At 70.4% G+C, this 16,891-nt stretch carries 16 protein-coding genes and 1 pseudogene; 6 read left to right on the forward strand and 11 right to left on the reverse strand.

The genetic code is table 11. The features are described 5' to 3' along the window. Positions 1 to 31: 31 nt before the first annotated feature. From G3I60_RS22770 to argS, 3 genes are all read right to left on the reverse strand, one after another. Positions 32 to 370, reverse strand: a complete 339-nt coding sequence (locus tag G3I60_RS22770; protein WP_164297515.1) for a helix-turn-helix domain-containing protein — start codon at positions 368 to 370, stop codon at positions 32 to 34. Further along, a complete protein-coding gene (locus tag G3I60_RS22775; protein WP_164297517.1) occupies positions 367 to 756 on the reverse strand; it encodes a type II toxin-antitoxin system RelE/ParE family toxin in 390 nt (129 codons plus the stop codon). The genes G3I60_RS22770 and G3I60_RS22775 overlap by 4 nt, the downstream gene beginning before the upstream one ends. Before the next feature lie 112 nt (positions 757 to 868). Next, entirely contained in the window at positions 869 to 2,629 is a 1,761-nt protein-coding gene (gene argS, locus G3I60_RS22780; protein WP_138355137.1) for an arginine--tRNA ligase, read from the reverse strand. Between the two features lie 162 nt (positions 2,630 to 2,791). Here argS and lysS point away from each other — a divergent pair, with 162 nt between their 5' ends. After that, the gene (lysS, locus tag G3I60_RS22785; protein ID WP_203673580.1) at positions 2,792 to 4,543 is read left to right on the forward strand and encodes a lysine--tRNA ligase; all 1,752 of its coding nucleotides are present in this window, start codon (positions 2,792 to 2,794) and stop codon (positions 4,541 to 4,543) included. A 54-nt stretch (positions 4,544 to 4,597) separates the two neighbouring features. On the opposite strand, the gene G3I60_RS22790 is transcribed toward lysS, so the two are convergent. The 3 genes from G3I60_RS22790 to G3I60_RS22800 form a co-directional block, all read right to left on the reverse strand. Then, positions 4,598 to 5,914 carry a DUF2637 domain-containing protein gene (locus G3I60_RS22790; protein WP_343241802.1) on the reverse strand — a complete coding sequence of 439 codons (1,317 nt, stop codon included), beginning with the start codon at positions 5,912 to 5,914 and terminating at the stop codon, positions 4,598 to 4,600. A 106-nt stretch (positions 5,915 to 6,020) separates the two neighbouring features. Then, positions 6,021 to 6,713, reverse strand: coding sequence for a DUF3558 family protein (locus G3I60_RS22795; protein ID WP_164297519.1), 693 nt, complete (start codon positions 6,711 to 6,713; stop codon positions 6,021 to 6,023). 99 nt (positions 6,714 to 6,812) lie between these two features. Continuing rightward, a complete protein-coding gene (locus tag G3I60_RS22800; protein ID WP_164297521.1) occupies positions 6,813 to 7,616 on the reverse strand; it encodes a hypothetical protein in 804 nt (267 codons plus the stop codon). A gap of 196 nt (positions 7,617 to 7,812) precedes the next feature. On the opposite strand from G3I60_RS22800, the gene G3I60_RS22805 reads away from it, so the two are divergent. Then, positions 7,813 to 9,006 carry an RtcB family protein gene (locus G3I60_RS22805; RefSeq protein ID WP_164297522.1) on the forward strand — a complete coding sequence of 398 codons (1,194 nt, stop codon included), beginning with the start codon at positions 7,813 to 7,815 and terminating at the stop codon, positions 9,004 to 9,006. A gap of 60 nt (positions 9,007 to 9,066) precedes the next feature. On the opposite strand, the gene G3I60_RS22810 is transcribed toward G3I60_RS22805, so the two are convergent. After that, entirely contained in the window at positions 9,067 to 9,822 is a 756-nt protein-coding gene (locus G3I60_RS22810; protein WP_164297524.1) for an SDR family NAD(P)-dependent oxidoreductase, read from the reverse strand. Positions 9,823 to 9,969: 147 nt separating this feature from the next. Between G3I60_RS22810 and G3I60_RS22815 the strand changes: the two genes are divergently transcribed. After that, on the forward strand, positions 9,970 to 11,250 hold the full coding sequence (locus G3I60_RS22815) for a glycosyltransferase family 87 protein (RefSeq protein WP_343241803.1): 1,281 nt from the start codon (positions 9,970 to 9,972) through the stop codon (positions 11,248 to 11,250). Here the strand turns inward: G3I60_RS22815 and G3I60_RS22820 are convergent. After that, a complete protein-coding gene (locus tag G3I60_RS22820) occupies positions 11,237 to 12,352 on the reverse strand; it encodes an esterase family protein (RefSeq protein WP_187144974.1) in 1,116 nt (371 codons plus the stop codon). The two genes, G3I60_RS22815 and G3I60_RS22820, sit on opposite strands and share 14 nt — an antisense overlap. Before the next feature lie 288 nt (positions 12,353 to 12,640). On the opposite strand from G3I60_RS22820, the gene G3I60_RS22825 reads away from it, so the two are divergent. Beyond that, a complete protein-coding gene (locus G3I60_RS22825) occupies positions 12,641 to 13,609 on the forward strand; it encodes an esterase family protein (RefSeq protein WP_164297526.1) in 969 nt (322 codons plus the stop codon). Positions 13,610 to 13,645: 36 nt separating this feature from the next. Here the strand turns inward: G3I60_RS22825 and G3I60_RS22830 are convergent, their stop codons facing one another. From G3I60_RS22830 to G3I60_RS22840, 3 genes and pseudogenes are all read right to left on the reverse strand, one after another. Continuing rightward, the gene (locus G3I60_RS22830) at positions 13,646 to 13,810 is read right to left on the reverse strand and encodes a hypothetical protein (RefSeq protein WP_164297527.1); all 165 of its coding nucleotides are present in this window, start codon (positions 13,808 to 13,810) and stop codon (positions 13,646 to 13,648) included. Between the two features lie 76 nt (positions 13,811 to 13,886). Next, a pseudogene (locus tag G3I60_RS22835) lies at positions 13,887 to 14,162 on the reverse strand (hypothetical protein); the annotation flags it as partial. A gap of 36 nt (positions 14,163 to 14,198) precedes the next feature. Then, positions 14,199 to 15,086, reverse strand: coding sequence for a polysaccharide deacetylase family protein (locus G3I60_RS22840; RefSeq protein ID WP_239070128.1), 888 nt, complete (start codon positions 15,084 to 15,086; stop codon positions 14,199 to 14,201). A 112-nt stretch (positions 15,087 to 15,198) separates the two neighbouring features. Between G3I60_RS22840 and G3I60_RS22845 the strand changes: the two genes are divergently transcribed. Together G3I60_RS22845 and G3I60_RS22850 are read left to right on the forward strand one after the other, a co-directional pair. Beyond that, entirely contained in the window at positions 15,199 to 15,966 is a 768-nt protein-coding gene (locus tag G3I60_RS22845) for a polysaccharide deacetylase family protein (RefSeq protein WP_164297529.1), read from the forward strand. Between the two features lie 93 nt (positions 15,967 to 16,059). Beyond that, positions 16,060 to 16,878, forward strand: coding sequence for a polysaccharide deacetylase family protein (locus tag G3I60_RS22850; protein ID WP_164297531.1), 819 nt, complete (start codon positions 16,060 to 16,062; stop codon positions 16,876 to 16,878). Positions 16,879 to 16,891 lie beyond the last annotated feature (13 nt).

Below are 16,891 nucleotides of genomic sequence, written 5' to 3' on the forward strand. Positions count from 1 at the left end.
GACTGGTGTCGGGCCGCGCCGACCCGCGGCCCTAGGCTGCGTGCGCTGTGAAGCGGACGCTGATGTCGGTGCCGGGCACGAGGTGGATGTCCAATGCGGATTCCAGGGCGCGCGCCAAGCGATCGAGGAGTGGCAGGGTCGGCAGCGTGTCCCCGCCCTCGATGCGGGAGACCTGCGGTTGCGTCATGCCCGCGCGGCGGGCCATCTCGGCCTGGGAGATCCCCAGTTCCGTGCGCCGGTCGAAGACCGCCTGGCCCAGCTCCATGGCCAGGCGGATCTCTTCGCGGAGTTCGACCACGGCAGGATCTTCGTCCATCGTCTCGCCGAGGAGCTTCTTGGCGCGCGCAGTACGCCACTGTGCGTGGTTCATCGCAGCTCTCCTTCTTTGACCTGGCGGCTGAACTCGTCGTGCTGTGCGGCGGGCGGGTGGCTCTGTTCGCACGGGGTTCGGGCCCGATGGGCTCGTTCCACTTCGGCGATCTCACGCATTTTCGTCTTCCGAAAGACCGTGAGCAGGACAACGCGCTGACTCGGGGCGAGCCAGTATGAGATGCGGGTGGGCATGCCGTCCAGGTTGAATCTCAGCTCGCGGAGCTTCCCGCCCAGATGGCGTGAGTAGGGCTCGCCCAGCACAGACGCGTTGTCAGCGAGCAGATCCGCGTACTCCTCCGCCTTGAGGTAGTGGCGCGCGGGGAGATTCGCGAGCCACAGCCGGACCTCGGGTTCAATCTCGACGGCATACCGAGAGGCGTCCATGCACAGAAGTGCATATGCACGCGAATGCATGGGCGGAGGGATTCGGCCCGTGGGCCGAGGTCCCGGCGATCGCATCGGATCGCCGGGACCTCCATGTGCGCTGGTGACGTAACTAGAGCTGCTCGGGGGTGTGGATGCCCAGCAGCGTCATTCCCTGGCGCAGCGTGCGGCCGGTCAGGGTGCAGAGGAAGAGCCGGTTCTCGCGGACGTCCGCGGGGGTCTCGGGCTTGAGGACCGGGCACTGCTCGTAGAACGTCGCGAAGGCCGAGGAGACCGCGTAGAGGTAGGACGCCAGCTTGTGCGGCTCGTAGGTGTCCGCGACACCCGCGAGGGCGTCACCGAACTCGTCCAGCAGCAGGCCCAGCGCGCGCTCGGCCGGGGCCAGCGGCAGTTCCGGGCGGGCGACGGCCCGGGCTTCTCCGGCCTTGCGGAGAATGGACTGGGTCCGGGCGAACGCGTACTGGATGTACACGCTCGTGTCGCCGGTCAGGGACACCATCCGGTCCAGGTCGAAGACGTAGTCGCGGCCCAGGGACGTCGACAGGTCCGCGTACTTGACCGCGCCGATGCCGACCTCGGCGCCGCGTTCCGCGACCTCCTCGTCGGAGAGCTCCTCGTTCTTCTCCCGCACGACGACGGCGGCCCGCTCGACGGCCTCGTCGAGCAGGTCGACCAGCCGGACGGTCTCACCCTCACGGGTCTTGAACGGCTTGCCGTCCTTGCCCAGCACCGTGCCGAACGGCAGGTGCTTGACGGTGACCTCTTCGGTGAGCCAGCCGGCCCGCCGGGCGGTCTCGAAGACCATGCGGAAGTGCAGCGCCTGCCGGGCGTCCACCACGTAGAGGAGGGTGTCGGCCTTCAGGTTGCCGGTCCGGTCGCGGATCGCCGACAGGTCGGTGGCCGCGTAGCCGAAGCCGCCGTCCGCCTTCTGCACGATGAGCGGGACCGGCTCGCCGTCCTTGCCCTTGATCTCGTCGAAGAAGACGCAGAGCGCGCCGTTGGAGCGCACCGCGACGCCGGTGTCCTCGAGGATCCGGCAGGTCTCGACGAGCATGTCGTTGTACGCGGATTCGCCGACGATGTCGTCGTCCTGGATCGCGATGTCCAGCTTGTTGTAGACCGAGTAGAAGTAGATCTTCGACTCGTCGACGAACCGCTGCCAGAGCGCCAGCGTCTCCGGCTCCCCGGCCTGCAGGTCCACGACCCGCTTGCGGGACCGGTCCTTGAACGCCTCGTCGGCGTCGAAGAGCGTCCTGGCTGCCTTGTACGTCCGGTTGAGGCGGGACATCGACGCCTCGCCGTCGGTGTCGGCGGGGGAGTGGTCCAGCTCGTGCGGGTGCTCGATCAGGTACTGGATGAGCATGCCGAACTGGGTGCCCCAGTCGCCGATGTGGTGCCGGCGGATCACCGTCTCGCCCTCGAACTCCAGGATCCTGGCGATGGCGTCACCGATGACGGACGACCGCAGATGGCCGACGTGCATCTCCTTGGCCACGTTCGGCTGGGCGTAGTCGATCACCGTGGTGCCGGGGTCCGCGGTCAGCGGCACGCCGAGCCGGTCGTCGGCGGCGCGGGCGGCCAGCGTCGTGGTGATCGCCGCGTCGGAGATGGTGATGTTGAGGAAGCCGGGGCCCGACACCTCGATCTCGGAGATCAGCTCGTCGGTGGGCAGACCGGCGACGACCTGGGCCGCGAGCTCCCGCGGGTTCGCCTTGTTCTTCTTCGCCAGGCCCAGCACACCGTTGGCCTGGAAATCGGCCCGGTCGCTTCGGCGCAGCAGCGGGTCGGCATCGACGGCCGACGGCACGGCGGCCGCCAGGGCGGCCGAGACACGCTGCTGGACAGAGGCGGAAAGGGATGCGACCGAGGCCATGGGGTGGGTGCCATTCCGGTTGGGGGAGTGGGAAACCCTTCGAGTATCCCACGGGAGCGCATCCCCTTTTCGGTCCCTGAATCCGGCTGATCGCGAGCCGCGGGTGAGCCGCCGGTAATCCGTGCGCGACGCCGCATTGCGGTCTGTGAGAATGGGTGCGACATGCTGTCGAGGAAGGAAGTGCCGATCGTGGCTCAGAGCCCCGAGACCGACTGGGTCTCCCGTTTCGCGGACGAGGTCATTGCCGAGGCGGACCGTCGCGCTCCCGGCAAACCGATCGTCTGCGCATCGGGTCTCAGCCCGTCCGGCCCGATCCACCTCGGCAACCTGCGCGAGGTCATGACGCCGCACCTGGTGGCCGACGAGATCCGCCGCCGCGGCCGTGAGTGCGTCCACATCATCTCGTGGGACGACTACGACCGGTTCCGCAAGGTGCCCAACGGCATCGACCCGTCCTGGTCCGAGCACATCGGCAAGCCGCTGACCGCGGTCCCGGCGCCGGCGGGCAGCGAGTACAGCAGCTGGGCCGAGCACTTCAAGGCGCCGATGATCGCCGCGCTCGGCGAGCTGGGCATCGAGTTCCACGGCATCAGCCAGACCGAGCAGTACACGGCCGGCGCCTACCGCGAGCAGATCCTCTTCGCCATGCGCGAGCGTGCCGCCATCGACGCGATCCTCGACCGGTACCGGACGAAGGACAAGCCGGCGACCGGCAAGAAGCCGCAGCAGAAGCAGCAGAAGCCGCTCGACGAGGCCGAGGTCGAAGCCGCCGCGGGCTCCGGCGCGGCCGACGAGGACGACGGCACCGGCGGCGCGGGCTACTACCCGTACAAGCCGTACTGCTCGGTCTGCAACAAGGACCTCACCACGGTCACGTCCTACGACGACGAGACCACCGAGCTCTCCTACACCTGCGCCTGCGGCCACGCCGAGTCCGTGAAGCTCTCCGAGCACAACCGCGGCAAGCTGGTCTGGAAGGTCGACTGGCCGATGCGCTGGGCGTACGAAGGCGTGATCTTCGAGCCTTCGGGCGTCGACCACTCCTCGCCGGGCTCCTCCTTCGTCGTCGGCGGTCAGATCGTCCGCGAGATCTTCGGCGGTGAGCAGCCCATCGGCCCGATGTACGCCTTCGTCGGCATCAGCGGCATGGCCAAGATGAGCAGCTCGGCCGGCGGCGTCCCCACGCCGTCCGACGCGCTGGAGATCATGGAGGCGCCGCTGGTGCGCTGGCTCTACGCCCGCCGCCGCCCCAACCAGTCGTTCAAGATCGCCTTCGACCAGGAGATCCAGCGCACCTACGACGAGTGGGACGCGCTGGAGCGCAAGATCGCCGACGGCTCGGTGCAGGCCGCCGACGCCGCCGCGTACAGCCGCGCCACCCGCACCGCAGCCGGTGAGCTGCCGAGGACGCCGCACCCGCTGCCGTACCGGACGCTCGCCTCCGTCGTCGACATCACCACCGGCGACGAGGAGCAGACCCTGCGCATCCTGCGTGACCTCGACCCCGCCAACCCCGTCACCTCGCTCGACGCCACCCGGCCGCGGCTGGACCGCGCACAGGCGTGGATCACCACCCACGTCCCCGCCGACCAGCGCACCCGGGTCCGCACCGAGCCGGACACCGAGACCCTCGGCGCGCTCCCGGCCACCGACCGGGCCGCGCTCGACCTGCTCATCGACGGACTCGACGACCACTGGTCGCTGGACGGCCTGACGACCCTCGTCTACGCCGTGCCGAAGCTCCAGGCCGGCCTGGACGCCGACGCCAAGCCCACGCCCGAACTCAAGGTCGCGCAGCGCTCGTTCTTCGCGCTGCTCTACCAGCTGCTCGTCGGCCGGGACACCGGCCCCCGGCTGCCCACCCTGCTGCTCGCGGTGGGCGCGGACCGCGTCCGTACGCTGCTGGGCGCCTGACGATCACAACGATCCCCCGGTTGCCGGATTTCCGGCGGCCGGGGGATCAGGCGTTTACGGGACCTGTTCCGAGTCCCACTCGGTCCGGTACTGCGACTCGAACTCCGTCAGATAGCGGCGCAGCGTCCCCTCGCTGAGCGGGCCGCCGGTGCGTCCCGTGACGCCGTAGTTCTCCAGCAGATAGCGGCCGAACTGACGCGGGTTGGGAAACTCGTTGACCTCGACGACATAGCGGCGGAACGCCCCGTAGTACTGCTCCTCGCGCGGCACGTCGGGCTCGATGTGCGGCGGGCGGTGCAGGGCGGGTTCCGCTTCCGGCTCCGGGTCGGGTTCGGGCTCGGGGTCCGGTTCCGGGATGTAGCTGTTGACGTTCACGGAGCCGTAGCCATTGGCGAGGGTACGGACGCGGCCGGGGGAGACGGGGACCATCGGGCGGCCGTCGGACCCCGGTGCCGGCTCCGGTACGGGTTCGGGTGCGGGCGCCGGTATTCGAGCGCGTGCGGGCTCGCGGACCGGCTCCTGCCGGGCCACGGGCCGCGGCGCGGGCTCCGGCTGCCGCTGCTGCTGTGGTTCCGGCTGAGGCTGCTCCTGCTCCCGCTGTTCCTGCTGGGCGGCCGGGTGCACCGTCTCCAGGGCCAGGGCGGCCACGGGTACGGGCGGCTGGGCCGGTACCGGTTCCTGGACGGTGATGCCGGCGGCGGCGAGGCCGAGGGTGGCGGTTTCGGCGAGGGGGATGCCGTAGCGGGCCAGCCGCAGCGGCATGAGGGCCTCGACGGGTGCTTTGCGGCGCCAGGCGCGGCCGTAGCGGGCTTGGAGGCGGGCCTGGTAGACGAGGCGGTCCTGCTCGAGGCGGATGACCTGGTCGTAGGAGCGCAGCTCCCACAGCTTCATGCGGCGCCACAGCTTGAAGGTGGGGAAGGGGGCGAGCAGCCAGCGGGTGAGGCGGACCGACTCCATGTGTTTGTCGGCCGTCAGGTCCGCGACCCGGCCCACCGCGTGCCGGGCGGCCTCGACGCAGACGACGAACAGCACCGGGATGATGCCGTGCATGCCGACCCCGACCGGGTCGGGCCAGGCGGCCGCGCCGTTGAACGCGATGGTCGCGGCGGTCAGCAGCCACGCGGTCTGGCGCAGCAGCGGGAACGGGATCCGCATCCACGTCAGCAGCAGATCCAGCGCCAGCAGCACCACGATCCCGGCGTCCACCCCGATCGGGAAGACGTTCGCGAACCAGCCGAAGCCCTTGTTCTGCGCGAGCTCCCGCACCGCGGCGTACGATCCCGCGAAACCGATCGCGGCGATCACCACCGCACCGGCGACGACCACACCGACAAGAATCCGGTGCGTCCGGGTCAAACGTATCGCGGGCACCCGCGACCCCTCCCACCCTCGGCAACTGGACGGCCCAGCCTGTCATATGGGGGCGCGGCCAGGTCGTACAAAGGTGCTGAAACCGGTGCAGGTGCGACCGGAGTTGTTACGTGTTCGCCGCCGCGTTCGCCGCCGCGACCGAAGCCACGGCCTCCTTCGCCGCCGCGACCGCGTCCTTCTGCAGCTGATCGGCCGCCGGGGTCTTCGCGCCCTCGAAGCCCGCCCCGTTGTGGGACAGGATCACGATGACGTTGCCGGTCCGCACGACGACCGTCTCGTCCTGGTAGTTCAGCTTGTCCTTCTCCACCAGCGCGCTCACCAGGGTCGCCTCGTCGCCGACGCCGTCCGCCTTCGCGGACGTGGCGCCCTTGAGCTGGGTCGCCGTGGCGACCTGCTCCGCGAAGCGCTTCTTGGCCTGCTCCTCGCCGCTGCCGACACCGTTCGCCGAGTCGAAGCGTTGCAGGCTCACGTCCAGCCAGCGGAACTGGTAGCCGTCGAGCCCGTTCCAGGAGCAGCCGCCGCGCTGGTCCTGGACCGAGGACTTCGCCGCCGTGCCCGCCGCGGACTTCACCTTCGGGACGAGCCGCGCCACGGTGGCCTGCGTCACCGACTTGCAGGGGTCGGGCAGCTTCGCGAACTTCGCGGCGGCGGCGGGAGCCGCCGAAGCGGACGTCTTGCCCGAGCCCGCGCCGTCCGGCTTCTTGGACGAGTCCGACCCCGACGAGCAGCCGGCGACGAGCAGTACCGGCACGGCGGCACAGGCGAGAACTCGGGCGATTCGCGGTGCTGAACGGTGCATGGGTCCTTCGCTCACTTCGTTGCTCCGACGGGGCGGTGGGCCGGCCGGGGGCCGGGAAACGGACAGCCTACGGGGCGTCCGTTATCGGACGATCCGCTGTCACTTGATCGTCTTGACGAGCACGTCCGCCACTTGCTCCGCGCCCTGCTGCAGGTCAGCGCTCTGCGGAGCGGTGGCCTTGTCCGCCGACCACTGCGCGTACGAGACGGTCACGAGGACATTCGCCGTACGGAAAACGAGAGTGATGTCACGGTGCACCCCCGAGTCGCGGGTCATCAGCTCGTCGTCGAGGAAGGCCGCGTCGCCGACATCGGTGAGCAGTCGCGGTGCGAGATCGGGGGAGGTCACCGGAGAGGTCGCCGGAGAGGCCGGCGCGGTGGTGGGCGTCTGGCCCGGCAGACCGGCCGGGCTGCCGGGCGGCGCCACGGGCGGCGTCGTCGCCGGAGCGCCCGGACCACCCGGAGTGCCCGGGGTCGTCGGGATGCCGGCCTGCAGCACCTTGGCGTCGTAGTCGGACTCGGCCTGCGCCTCGTCGCTCACCCCGGGGTCGTACGACACGACCCGCTCGAAGTCGATCTGCAGATAGCGGTTCCCCTGCGACGTCTCACCGGTCCAGGTGCAGCCGACCCGCCGGTTGGTGTCGTAGGTGAGCTCGGCATCACCCGTGTAGTCCGGTGCGTTCGGCACCAGCTTCTTGAGCGTGTCGGGTTCGAGCGAGCCGCACGGCTCCGGCAGCTTGCGGTACTTGCCGGGTGGCGCGGGGACGATCGTCTGGTCACCGGTCGCGGACTTGGCGTCCACCGCCGCCGGGTCCGCATCGCCGTCCGCGGTGCAGGCACTCAGCCCCGAGACGGCCAGTACGGCCGCGCAGACGATGCCCAGCAGTCCTCGCGATGGCTGCACTGGCCAGGCTCCTTCCGCCGGGGGGTGCCCCGAAATCCCTTGGCGCGCGCGTGCGTGCCGTGGACACAATGTCTACCGCACCTGCTGACGCGGCTGCGTGGCCGCCTGTGGTTATCGGGCGTTTCGTCCACATTATTGATGTCGTCACGGCGTGATTTCGTTGTGCCCATTTGTCCGTTCGAGAAGGGGGATGGAGATGTCCTACACCGAGGTGCCCGGCGTCCGGGTGCCGATCCGCATGTGGACCGACCCGGCTTCCGTCGAGGACGGCGCGATGCAGCAGCTCCGCAACGTCTCGTCGCTGCCCTGGATCAAGGGCCTCGCCGTGATGCCGGACGTCCACTACGGCAAGGGCGCGACGGTCGGCTCCGTCATCGCCATGCACGGCGCGGTCTGCCCCGCGGCGGTCGGCGTCGACATCGGCTGCGGCATGAGCGCGGTGAAGACCTCCCTCACGGCCAACGACCTGCCGGGCGATCTGTCCCGGCTCCGCTCGAAGATCGAGCAGGCGATCCCGGTCGGGCGTGGCATGCACCAGGAGATGGTCGACCCGCGCCGTATGCACGGCTTCCCGACGGCGGGGTGGGACAAGTTCTGGGCGGGCTTTGACGGGCTGGCGAAAGAGGTCAAATTCCGTCATGAACGGGCCACGAAGCAGATGGGAACGCTCGGCGGAGGCAATCACTTCTGCGAAGTAACGATCGCCGATGACAACTCCGTGTGGCTCATGCTGCACTCCGGCTCCCGCAACATCGGCAAGGAGCTCGCCGAGTACCACATCGGCGAGGCGCAGAAGCTGCCGCACAACCAGGACCTGGCCGACCGCGACCTCGCGGTCTTCATCTCCGACACCCCGCAGATGGCGGCCTACCGGCGGGACCTCTTCTGGGCGCAGGAGTACGCCAAGCGCAATCGCGCGATCATGATGGCGCTCTTCCAGGACGTGGTCCGCAAGGAGTTCAAGAAGGCCAAGGTGACCTTCGACGACGTGATCAGCTGCCACCACAACTACGTGGCGGAAGAGCGTTACGACGGCATGGACCTGCTCGTCACCCGTAAGGGCGCGATCCGGGCCGGCTCCGGTGAGTTCGGCATCATCCCGGGCTCGATGGGCACCGGCTCGTACATCGTGAAGGGCCTCGGCAACGCCGACGCGTTCAACTCCGCCTCGCACGGCGCGGGCCGCCGGATGAGCCGGGGCGCGGCGAAGAAGCGGTTCACGACGCGCGACCTGGAGGAGCAGACGCGGGGCGTGGAGTGCCGTAAGGACTCCGGCGTCGTCGACGAGATACCGGGCGCGTACAAACCGATCGAGAAGGTCATCGAGCAGCAGCGGGACCTGGTCCAGGTCGTGGCGAAGCTGAAGCAGGTCGTCTGCGTCAAGGGCTGAGACACGTCGGTACGGCCGTGGGGGCGGGTGTGATCACCTGCCCCCACCGGCATGTCCCGCTCAGAGCTCGCGGTGGACCTTGTAGTTGGAGGCCTGGGCGCGGGGGCGGACGACGAGGAGGTCGATGTTGACGTGCGTGGGGCGGGTGACGGCCCAGGCGATGGTGTCGGCGACGTCGTCGGCGGAGAGGGGTTCCGCGACGCCCGCGTAGACCTTGGCGGCCTTGTCGGCGTCGCCGCCGAAGCGGGTGACGGCGAACTCGTCGGTCTTCACCATGCCGGGCGCGATCTCGATGACGCGGACCGGGTCGCCGCACAGTTCGAGGCGGAGGGTCTCGGCGATGACGTGCGCGCCGTGCTTGGCGGCCACGTAGCCGCCGCCGCCCTCGTAGCTGGCCAGGCCGGCGGTGGAGGAGAGCACGACGACCGTGCCGTCGCCACTGGCGGTGAGGGCCGGGAGCAGGGCCTGGGTGATGTTGAGGACGCCGAGCACGTTGACCTCGTACATCGCGCGCCAGTCGGCGGGGTCCGAGGTGGCGATGGTGTCGGCGCCGAGGGCGCCGCCCGCGTTGGCGACGAGGACGTCGCAGCGGTCGAGGGACGCGGCGAAGGCGTCCACGGCGGCGCGGTCGGTGACGTCCAGGGCGTGCGCGGCGGCCGAGTGGCCCGCGGCGGTGAGCTCCTTGGCGAGCGCTTCGAGGCGGTCGGCGCGGCGGGCAGTGAGCAGCACGTGGTAGCCGGCGGCGGCGAGCTTGCGGGCGGTCGCGGCACCGATGCCGCTGCTCGCCCCGGTGACCACTGCGGTACGGATGCTCATGTCACGGCGCCTTTCGACTGCGGATGGCTTGCCCATCGAGCATAAGTGGCGGGTCGGTGGCGTCCGCCGTCCGGATCGGATCTTCATTAGCATCGTCGTGCCCGGGTGTTCCGGCCGGGCCGGATCGTTCATGGAGGAATCAGTTCAGTGGTCGGCACGGGCACGGACGCCGCTGCGGCGCGGGTGGCGGAAGCGGGGGCGCGCCCGGCGCGGCGGCGGTTGCTGTGGCCGGTGGGCGTATGGCTGCTGACCCGGCTGGTGCTGGTGTCCGCGGCGCTGCGGCTCGGCCCGTTCAGCAGCAAGGACGGCCCGGACGTCTCGGTGTCGAAGGTGTACCGCGGCTGGTACGACGTGCTGAGTTCGGGCAGCTTCCCGCACGACGACGTGTCCTGGCAGTACCCGCCGGGCGCCGCGCTGCCGATTCTCGCCCCGCGGCTGGTGCCGTTCCTGGACTACTCGCACGCGTTCATCGTGCTGTGCGCGGTGTGCGACGCGGCGGTGCTGGCGGCGCTGGTGTACGCGGCCCGGTACCCGGACGGCCGGCGCAGTGTCGCCGGCGTCTGGATGTGGGTGGCGGGGCTGCCGCTGCTGAGCACGGTGCCGTGGAGCCGGTTCGACGTGATGGTGACGGCGGTCGCGGTGGGGGCGCTGCTGGCGGCCGGTACGCGGCGGGTGTGGGCGGACCGGGTGTTCGGGGTGCTGGTCGGGATCGGCGCGGTGGTGAAGGTGTGGCCGGTGCTGCTGCTCGTGGGTACGGCGCGCGGGCGGCGCACCCGGCACGCGTGGGTGGCGGCGGCGGTGTCGGCGGTGCTGGTGACGGTGGTCTTCCTGCTGGCGATGCCGGGCGCGCTGTCGTTCCTGACGTATCAGGGGGACCGCGGCATCGAGGTGGAGTCGCTCGGCGCGCTGCCGTTCCATCTGGCGCGGCACTTCGGCTGGTCGGGGCACTGGGCGCCGCACGACGGTTCGATGGAGTTCATCGGCCCGTATGTGCAGGTGGTGGCGCGGGTGAGTGCGGCCCTGACGGTCGTCGCGTTCGGCTGGCTGCTGTGGTGGCGGGTGCGGTCGCGGGCGGGGCGCACGGAGGCCTGGGCGCTGCCGGACGCGGCGCTGACGGCCGTTCTGCTGTTCGTGGTGACGAGCCGGGTGATCAGCCCGCAGTACATGGTGTGGCTGGTGGGCCTGGCGGCGGTGTGCCTGCTGCACCGGGGGACGACGCAGCGGCCGGTGGCGTGGCTGGTGCTCGCCGCGTGCGTGCTGACGACGGCGGTGTTCCCGTACCTGTTCCGGGATCTGCTCGGCGGTTCGGTCCCGGCGGCGCTGCTGCTGGCGGCGCGCGATCTGATCCTGCTGGGGGCTGCGGTGCTGTCCGCGGTGCGGCTGTGGCGGGGAACGGTGCCGCCCCGGCGGACGGTCAGCGGACCTTGAAGCCCTGCTCGGTGAGCCAGCGGAAGACGTCGGGGACCTGGGACTTCCAGACGGCGGTGCCGTGGCCGCCGGCGCCCTCCGCGATCTGCACGACCTTGACCTTCGTCGGGGTCTTCGCCGCCTTCCGCAGGGCCACACCGTCCTGGTAGCCGTCGCCCGAGGCGCCGGAGATGTAGAGCGCCGTGTGCGGCGGGTGCGCGGCGTGCTGCAGCATGAACAGCGGGTTGGCCTTCTCACGCAGCACCGGGTCCTTGGCGGTGAGGGAGTCCTTCTCCGCGGCGGGGTTGTTGTACCCGGACAGGCTGACGCCGGCCGCGTAGCGGTCGGGGTGTTCGATGGCGAGGCGCGCGGCGCAGTGGGCGCCGGCGGAGTATCCGACGACGGCCCAGCCCGCGGCGTTGTCCTGGACGCGGAAGTTGTCGGTCACCATGCGGCGGACGTCGACGCTCAGCCAGGTGTCGGCGTTGACCTTGCCGGGGATGTTGGCGCAGCCGGTGTCCTGGCCGCCGAGCAGCGTGGTGCGCGGTGAGATGAGGATGAACGGGGCGACCTTGCCGCTCGCCATCAGGGGCTTGAGCTGCGACTGGACCTTGAGGGTGCCGTACCAGGCCTTGGCGGAGCCGGGGTAGCCGGGGAGCATCTCGACGACCGGGAACTGCTTGTCCTTGAAGGCGGGGTCGTTGTACTGCGGCGGCAGCCAGACGTAGACCTCGCCCTGGACGCCGGACACCCGGCCCTTGAGGTCGGCCTGCTGGACGTCGTCCATGTTCGGGCCCTTGGCCTGCTTGAACTTCTGCTCGATCTTCGGCTCGCGCTTGGCCTGCGCCGCGCCTCCGTCGGGACCGAGGTCGGCGGTGGCCTGGACGTGGGTGCCGGTGCCGAGGAGGTCTTCCCAATTGTCGTACAGGTTGTTGGAGTTGTTCACGATCACGAAGACCATGAGCACCGAGGTCACCTGGCAGAGCAGCAGCATGCCGAATCTGGCCGCGTGCCGTACCGCCCGCGGTCCGCGCAGCCGGCTCCACAGGGTGAGCGGCAGTGCCAGGGCGACCAGCACGAAGAGGATCGTGCACAGGAAGAACGGGGTCCCCGTCAGGCTCATCACAACTCTCGATTCCCAATCTTGGGCGCAGTGCCCCGGCCCAGCGTTCCGCCCGCGTGTGAGCCTCTCGCCATGACGAGACGGAATTCGGGCTGTCTGGGTTGCCCGGCTTCTCCCCGGTAATTGGGACGAGGGTCACGCCGGTTACGGGCAACGGCGGCGGTGTGATCCACGGCACCCTGGCGGGCCGGAACGGTGGGTGGAGATCCGGAATCACAACAGGCGTAAGCGTCGCTTCGCCCTGTCGGGCCGGATGAAGAGGGGGACAACCCCGTGAAACGTTGGCCCATGGCAGCGGCCGCCGTCCTGGTGCTGCTCCTCTTCGCCGGTTACGGTTCGCGGCCTGTTCCGTTCAGCGGCAGCGGTCCGGACTTCCCGCACAGTTCGGCGGGGACGGCCGCGTCGGTCCTGACCGGCACGCACGCACCGTTCACGGAGCAGCGGACGACGCTGGCGAGCGGGACCAAGATCGGTGTGACGACGTACCGGGGGAAGAAGTCCGGGTTCACGGGCAAGGTCTGGGTGTGGGCGCCGCCGCAGTACTACGACCCGAAGTACGCGAAGAGCGCGTTCCCGGTGCTGATCGCGCTGCCCGGGGCCTACGGCTTCCCGGAGAACTACTGGACGCGCGGCAGCCTGGGCCTTCAGGAGGACGTGGCGCGGTGGACGTCGCAGGGCAGCAGCCTGCCGTTCATCATCGTCATGCCGGTGATGAATCCCGGGCCGCACTATCACGACTGCAGTGACATCCCGGGTCAGCAGAAGATGGGGACCTGGATGACGAGCGATGTCCCGGACCTGGTCCGGGCGAACTTCCGTACGTTCAAGGAACGCGACGGCTGGGCCTTCATGGGCTCGTCGTCGGGCGGTTTCTGCGCGCTGAAGAGCGTGCTCCAGCACCCGGAGACGTTCAAGGCGGCCATAGTGAGCGGCCCCGACATCGTGCCGGACTCGTCCCTCTGGCGCGGTCACCTCGACGCGAAGCAGGCGAACAACCCGCAGGTCCTGGCGCAGCGGCTGATCGACCGGCACGGGCCCGAGGTGTACCTCGCGTTCCAGGTCGGGACCGAGGAGAGCCGCGGGGAGCTGGCGAAGGTGAAGCAGTTCATCGCCGGCTACGGGACCGGCCCGGTCAGGACCCGCCTACAGGTCATAGTGGGCGGCGGCCACAACGGGCTCTCCTACCTGCGGGGCATGGGGCAGGGCTCCATGAAGTGGATCAGCGACCATCTGCGGGGCCCGGCACCGGCGGCGTGACGGCCCTGCCGGTCCGGACCGGACGTGGCGTCGGCCTCAGCGCCGGAAGGCGAGGACGCGCCGGAGCAGTGCGGTGGCCCGCCAGTACGCGTCCAGGGCGAATCCGGCGGCGGCGGCGAGCGCCAGCACGGGCCGGGCGAACGGCGGGGAGGTGAGCTGACGACCGGTCGCCATCGTGCTGGATGTCGGAAATGTAGCCATATTTGGACGGTAGCGACTGGTCCGGCGCATGTCCTGCCAGACGCACCCGAACCGCGCCAATGCCTTCCGATGGACGTTACTCGCTGCGCGAGGCCAAATACGCCCTTGCTTTCACCAGTACGGCCGCACGGGCGCCGAACGCCACGCATTCCCCCGGCCCGGAGATCCGCACCCGCATTCCGCCGTCCGGGTTCCGTTCCAGCGCGACGACGTCCTTGGGCGCGAACGTCCATCCGTCGATCCTCAGGTCGGACACACCCGTGAACGACAGGAACATCTCGAACGCGTTGAGCCCCTTCTCCGTCCATTCGGGCAGCGGGTGATCGGGAAGCCGGTCCAGTGCGAAGCCGAGGGTGACGCGGGCAGGGCCCCCGGTGGTTGCCGAGCGCTACGCGGCGGGTGTGGCGGGTGTGGGGAGGAGGGTGCGCAGGTCGGCGATCTCGTAGCCGCGGGCGCGGACCGCGTCGATGATCAGCGGGAGGGCCAGGGCGTCGAGGATCGGGCCGCGGCCGTTCGGGTCGCCGACGTGCATCTGGATGATCTCGCCCGGCGCCAGGGAGTTCAGGGCACGGTTGACGGCCTTCTGCACGGTCATCCCGCCCGCCGTGCCGAGGTAGCCGTTGGTGTCGTCGGTCCACTCGATGTTGGCGAAGCCCATCGCGTTGACCTCCGCGACCTGCTGCGCGTTGGTCTCGCCGTAGGGGAAGCGGAAGAACGGCAGCGGCGCCGTCCCGATCGCCGCGCGAAGAGCCTGGTCGGCGAGGCGCACCTCGCGCTCCCGGCCCGAGCAGGTCAGGTCGGCGAAGTGCGGGTGGCTGTAGCTGTGGCTGGCGATGCCGTGTCCGGCCGCCGCCATCGACCGGGCCGCGGCCGGGTGCAGTTCGGCGAACTGGCCGGTGAGGAAGAAGGTGGCCGGCGCCTGGTAGTCGTGCAGCACCTTCAGGACGGTGTCCAGGCCCGTCTCGTCCCACGCCGAGTTGAACGTCAGCGCGACCACCTGACGATCGGTGGGCATCGTGCGGACCGTCCTGCCGAGGAGGTTCGACGGCAGCGCGGCTGTCGGCGTCGTGCCTGTCGTGCCTGTCGGGCATACGGTCGCCGGTGCGGGCGCCGCGGCGGCCACGACGGCGAGCCGGTCGGGCCGGTCGGGGGGAGTCAGGCCGGTCGCGGGGACGGCGGCCGACGCGATGATCGCGGCCATGGCGGCGACGGTGGTCAGCACCCGGCCGAGGATCCGGGGCGGTTGTGAGCTCGGGGGAGCGGTGCGCTGGTTCATATCGCGGTCAGCGTAGGAGCGTCCGGCACGGTGGACAGGACGGCGCGAGCCGTGGCGCGTGTCGTTCGCCGGGGTGGCCCATCCCGGGGCTCGCGGGGCCGATGCTGAGACGGTGATCAACGATCGGAACGCCCGGCCGGGCCGGCGGCTTCTCCTCTCGGCCGGGCTGTCGCTGCTCTGTCCCGGCGCCCTGACCAGTGCTGACGCCGCCACTGCGGCAAAGGGACCGCCTCTTGAGGTGGAACGGCTGGTGCAGGGCGGCCCGCAGGCCCTGGCTCTCACCTTCGACGACGGTCCCAGCCCGATCTACACCCCACGGGTCCTCAGGGTCCTGCGCCGCCACGGCATCACCGCGACCTTCTTCATGCTGGGCGCCAACGCCGAGAAATACCCCTGGGTGGTGCGCCAAGTCGTCGACGAGGGACACGTTTTGGGCAACCACACCTGGTCCCACCCCACCCTCCGCACCTTGACCGCGGCGCAGGTCCGGGACGAGATCGAGCGCACCAACGACGTCCTCGCCCGGACCGGCCGCGGCCGGCTCCCGACGCTCTTCCGTGCGCCCGGAGGCCATTTCGCCCGCGCCGCCCTTCAGGTGTGCGCGGACCTCGAACTGCGGCCGATCTCCTGGTCGATCGACTCTGCGGACTGGACGAGACCCGGTGTCGACCGTATCTGCGACAGGGTTCTCAGCCGCGCCGGAACCGGATCGATCGTCCTGCACCACGACGGCTCCCTCAGCCGCTCCGCCGTTCCGGAGCACGGAGGACCCGCCGACCGGTCCCAGACCGTCGCGGCCCTGGGCTGCTATCTCCCGCGGCTGCTCGACACCGGCTACCGCTTCACCACCCCGGTACGGCGGACTGATCCATCCGTGTGAGGGTCCCGTCCTTGACGCGAATTGCCGTGCGACGGCGTACTACGTTGCTGGTCCAGGCATATGCCGTAGGGCCGAGGCGAGGATGAAACGGGCATGGTTGCGACACCGGTTGACGCCACTGGGGACGGTCGGCCGGCGCGGCGGCAGCTGCTGCGGGGACTGGTCGGGGCCGCGGCCGGCGCGACCGCGCTCGGCCTCGCAAGCCGGAGCCCCGCCCGCGCCGACGCGCCGCCCGCCCGCCGGCATCGTGGGATGCCCCGTCCGGCGGTCACCGGTGCCTTCGCGCGCCGGGACTTCAAGTGGCTGCCCATCACGGATCAGAAGGCGGCGCTGACCTTCGACTGCGGCGCGGGTGCGCAGGGCGCCGAGGCGATCCTGCGGACGCTGTGGGACCAGCGGTTGCCGGCGACGTTCTTCATGACCGGGCGCTTCGCCGCGGACAACCCCGCGCTGGCCCGGTACATCGCGCGCCGCTACCCGGTGGGCAACCACTCCATGACCCACCCGTCGTTCCCCACCATCACCCCGCAGCGGCGGGCCGAGGAAGTCCAGTCGGCGGCCGACGCGATCGAGACGGCCATCGGCAGGCCGTCCGAGGCGCTGTTCCGCTTCCCCTTCGGGCTCCGCACCCGGCCGTGCATCACCGAGGTCAACGCCGCCGGCTACGTCCCGGTCAAATGGACGGTGGACACCGCGGGCTGGAAGGGCACGATCGGCGGGGCGAGCACGGCGACGGTCGTCGACCGGACTCTGCAGGCCCTGCGGCCGGGCGCGATCGTCCTGATGCACCTCGGCGCCACGCCGGAGGATCACTCCGCAGTCGACGCCACCGCGCTGCCCGACCTCATCGACGCCATCAGGACCCGCGAATACGGCTTCACCACCCTCCGGGGCCTGCTCGCCGCGCGTTGACCTCCCGCTCACC

Source organism: Streptomyces sp. SID13666 (genome assembly GCF_010548325.1).
Classification (GTDB): domain Bacteria; phylum Actinomycetota; class Actinomycetes; order Streptomycetales; family Streptomycetaceae; genus Actinacidiphila; species Actinacidiphila fildesensis.

Coding starts and splice junctions, on each gene's coding strand:
- G3I60_RS22820 (WP_187144974.1), bottom strand. CDS start 12,352: ATGAGCCTGACGGGGACCCCGTTCTTCCTGTGCACGATCCTCTTCGTG.
- G3I60_RS22850 (WP_164297531.1), top strand. CDS start 16,060: ATGGTTGCGACACCGGTTGACGCCACTGGGGACGGTCGGCCGGCGCGG.
- G3I60_RS22770 (WP_164297515.1), bottom strand. CDS start 370: ATGAACCACGCACAGTGGCGTACTGCGCGCGCCAAGAAGCTCCTCGGC.
- G3I60_RS22775 (WP_164297517.1), bottom strand. CDS start 756: ATGGACGCCTCTCGGTATGCCGTCGAGATTGAACCCGAGGTCCGGCTG.
- G3I60_RS22805 (WP_164297522.1), top strand. CDS start 7,813: ATGTCCTACACCGAGGTGCCCGGCGTCCGGGTGCCGATCCGCATGTGG.
- G3I60_RS22830 (WP_164297527.1), bottom strand. CDS start 13,810: ATGGCTACATTTCCGACATCCAGCACGATGGCGACCGGTCGTCAGCTC.
- G3I60_RS22810 (WP_164297524.1), bottom strand. CDS start 9,822: ATGAGCATCCGTACCGCAGTGGTCACCGGGGCGAGCAGCGGCATCGGT.
- G3I60_RS22825 (WP_164297526.1), top strand. CDS start 12,641: ATGGCAGCGGCCGCCGTCCTGGTGCTGCTCCTCTTCGCCGGTTACGGT.
- G3I60_RS22795 (WP_164297519.1), bottom strand. CDS start 6,713: ATGCACCGTTCAGCACCGCGAATCGCCCGAGTTCTCGCCTGTGCCGCC.
- argS (WP_138355137.1), bottom strand. CDS start 2,629: ATGGCCTCGGTCGCATCCCTTTCCGCCTCTGTCCAGCAGCGTGTCTCG.
- lysS (WP_203673580.1), top strand. CDS start 2,792: ATGCTGTCGAGGAAGGAAGTGCCGATCGTGGCTCAGAGCCCCGAGACC.
- G3I60_RS22840 (WP_239070128.1), bottom strand. CDS start 15,086: ATGAACCAGCGCACCGCTCCCCCGAGCTCACAACCGCCCCGGATCCTC.